The sequence below is a fragment of the Kamptonema sp. UHCC 0994 genome, assembly GCF_029167235.1.
Lineage (GTDB): Bacteria > Cyanobacteriota > Cyanobacteriia > Cyanobacteriales > Microcoleaceae > Kamptonema.
In genome coordinates this window covers 1-3,330 of the sequence record NZ_JARFTR010000137.1, presented here as the reverse complement: position 1 = coordinate 3,330, position 3,330 = coordinate 1, and the positions used below count along the sequence as shown (strand labels likewise).

The 3,330-nt window shown below is 43.0% G+C and carries 2 protein-coding genes; both read left to right on the top strand.

Features of this window, described 5'->3' with window-relative positions:
- Positions 1-225: 225 nt before the first annotated feature.
- Entirely contained in the window at positions 226-1,086 is an 861-nt protein-coding gene (locus PY364_RS13065) for a DUF1361 domain-containing protein (RefSeq protein ID WP_275523083.1), read from the top strand.
- Between the two features lie 229 nt (positions 1,087-1,315).
- Positions 1,316-3,301, top strand: coding sequence for an ABC transporter ATP-binding protein/permease (locus tag PY364_RS13060; RefSeq protein WP_275523081.1), 1,986 nt, complete (start codon positions 1,316-1,318; stop codon positions 3,299-3,301).
- Positions 3,302-3,330: the final 29 nt, after the last annotated feature.

Here is a 3,330-nt window from a genome sequence, read left to right as displayed (position 1 = left end):
GCGGTATCCTTACCGCCCAGAGGGCGGCGTTACAAATAGTAAGGAAAGTGCTAATACATCAAGTTAAGAAAAAGCTGAAACTCTATCAGTGCTTAAGTTTAAACGCTATTCACGCAATCTTAACCCGATTTTATCCAATCTAAAATCGAAATAACCCTTTAGCGATATGACGCTGCATCCAATCTGTAACTATCCCACAAGAGTAGATCGTTCCGTGAAAAAGCTATGAAATATGAACTGATTTCTTTGATCGCTGAGACATGGCGGGCAATGGCGCATAATGGCCGCTGGATGTCTTGGAATTTGTTTTTGGCATTAGTGCCCTTAGCCGTGAGTTTTTTCCTATTTTACCGACCGCGATCGCGCTTTTTGGTGTGGGGTACAGCATTCCTCTTGGGGGCGACTTTCTTACCCAACACCCGCCATGTTTTAGCCTATGGAGTTCACCTGATCCGAGATCTCGGCAAAACTTACGTACTTGGCGCGATCGCAATCACCCTGCTACTGATGGCCCTGGATATCTGGGTGTTACGACAGCGCGGAACTCGCTCCCTCCGCTGGTGGGGTGGTTTTCTCATTTTCATCGCCTTCTTGCCGAATGCACCCTACGTTTTAACAGATATCATTCACCTGATCGACCAAATTCGTTGGGGCTACTCAGTTTGGGTAATTACCCTTGCCTTAATTCCCCAATATCTACTATTTATGGTCGTAGGTTTTGAAGCCTATGTCTTATCTGTGATTAACTTAGGTTATTACTTGAAGCAACAGGGTTTGGGTCAGTTCATTGTCATTGCCGAGTTAATCGTACACGGTCTTTGTGCTATTGGCATTTATCTAGGACGATTTATACGTTTCAACAGTTGGGATATCATCACTAACCCCGACGAGCTTGTTAACACCGTAATGAACGATCTCGTCGGCAAGCGTCCCGTGTTGGTGATGGCTGTAACCTTTATGGTGATTACCTGTTTGTATTGGCTGATGAAGCAAGTTAGTTTGGGGATAAGCCAGCAACACTTCAAAAGTGAACCGCAGGCAGATTTGGCAAAGGGGGATGCAACTTCTTCCGGGCCGATTTCCTAGCCAGATTCCGCAGCATATCCACCGTAAGGAACAAGGAAGAAGGAAGGCTTAGCGGTTGATGGTTGACTGTTGGCGGGGAATTATCCCATCTCCCCATCTCCCCATCTCCCTATCTCTGTTGTTTCTCTTGTCTTCCTTGTCCCCATCCCCAGTTCCAAAAGCTCCTCTAGCATTTTGTCAAGACTCTTGATATCTTAAAACAGCCAAAGTAGTTCCTCTGAAAGTAAAGATGAATCGATTTGACCGTCAGTTGTGGAAGCGATTTTTAGCGATCGCGCAACCTTACTTTTATCCTCTAGAACCAAGGAGCGGTACAGCTTTCCTAGGATTGCTCGTGCTGCTGATCGTATTTCTATTCGCTGCAATGTTTGTAGTTGTCAGCGCTGTTTGTTTAGGAACTCAAGCTCTTTTTCCCGACTTTTTCAACAGTATCGCCGCTGGCTTAGCAACACTGATAAAAGGCATTATTAATTCTCCTGCGGTCGTCATTGTTGCTTTAATGCTGATTTTGCCATTGGCCGCATTTGTCTTTTTTAGAAGTAGGTTAATACCACGCTGGCAACAATGGGGATTCTTAACTCTATTGTTGATCCTATCACTTTCCGTTAGCGGTCTTAACGTGGTGATTAGTTACGTCGGCAACTTTTTCCAAACAGCCCTCGCAGGTAAAGATCAGGAAAACTATTGGAAATATCTTTTTGTCTATGCGGGTGTTTTTGTCGTTGGTACTCCGATTGTGGTGATTTACGGCTATATCAGGGATAAACTTAGTCTCTACTGGCGAGAGTGGATGACTAATAAATTCCTTGATAAGTATTTTCAGAATAGAGCTTATTATGAAATCAATTCTAGGAAAAATGAAATTGATAATCCTGACCAGCGTATTTCTGAAGATATTAAATCTTTCACTCGCACGAGCTTAAGCTTTTTATTAATCATCCTTGGCTCAGTAATTGATATTATATCGTTCACGGGGATTCTCTGGTCAATTTCTAAACAGCTTTCAGTCTTCCTGATTGTATATGCTACTTTTGGTACGATAGTTACTACCATTTTTGGTCAAAAATTAATTCCTCTGAGCTTTAATCAACTTAAAAAAGAAGCTAACTTTCGTTATGGATTAGTTCACGTCCGTGACAATGCTGAATCTATTGCATTTTACTCTGGCGAAGAACAGGAATCAACTCAAGTCAAGCAGCGATTTGTAGAAGTATTTCATAATTTTAACTTGCTGATTGGCTGGCAGCGAAATCTGGGATACTATACAACTGGATATAAGTATGCTGTTGTAATTATCCCTTCTCTTTTTCTTGCTCCGGCTTATTTTGCAGGTCAAATTAAGTTTGGGGATATCGGTCAAGCTGGTTTTGCTTTCAGTCAAGTTTTAGGCGCTTTGTCGGTAGTTGTCGATCAAATTGAACCCTTGAGTGCTTTTGCAGCGAGTATCAATCGTTTGGCGGTATTTACAGATACGCTAGAAGCACAAACAACCGCACAAAAATTAGCAGGAACTACAATTGATACTGTAGTCAGTTCTGAAGTAATTTCTGAGTTTAAACTAGAACACATTACCTTAGAAACTCCGAAACACCAAAAGACTTTGGTTCGGGATCTTTCCGTTGAAATTCGACCAGGAGAAGGACTATTAATTGTAGGTCAAAGCGGTGCGGGTAAGAGTTCTCTGCTGCGGGCGATTGCAGGTTTGTGGAACACTGGCACAGGCCGCTTGGTGCGACCAAACCTTGAGGAAATGCTGTTTTTGCCCCAGCGGCCTTATATGATTTTAGGAAGTCTGCGATCGCAACTACTCTATCCAAATATTAGCAGCGAAGTTGATGAGCAAAAACTACGCCACGCCTTAGAATTGGTAAATTTAACAGACTTACCAGAAAGAGCGGGTGGTTTTGATGCAGAGTTAGAATGGGCTGATATTTTGTCCCTAGGAGAACAGCAACGCCTTGCTTTTGCGCGTTTGTTACTAACGCAGCCCTCCTATGCTATTTTGGATGAAGCTACAAGTGCTTTGGATCTGAAAAATGAAGCCGCGCTCTACCAGCATTTACAAGGAACTAAAACTACTTTTATCAGTGTTGGCCACCGCGCAAGTTTAGTGGAATATCACCAATACGTTTTGGAATTGTTAGGTGATTCTAGTTGGCGAGTTCTATCTGCTCAAGATTATCGTGCTAGTTTCAATGTGTTATCGGCTAGTTAAGGACTTACGTAACGCCGCCCTCCGGGCGG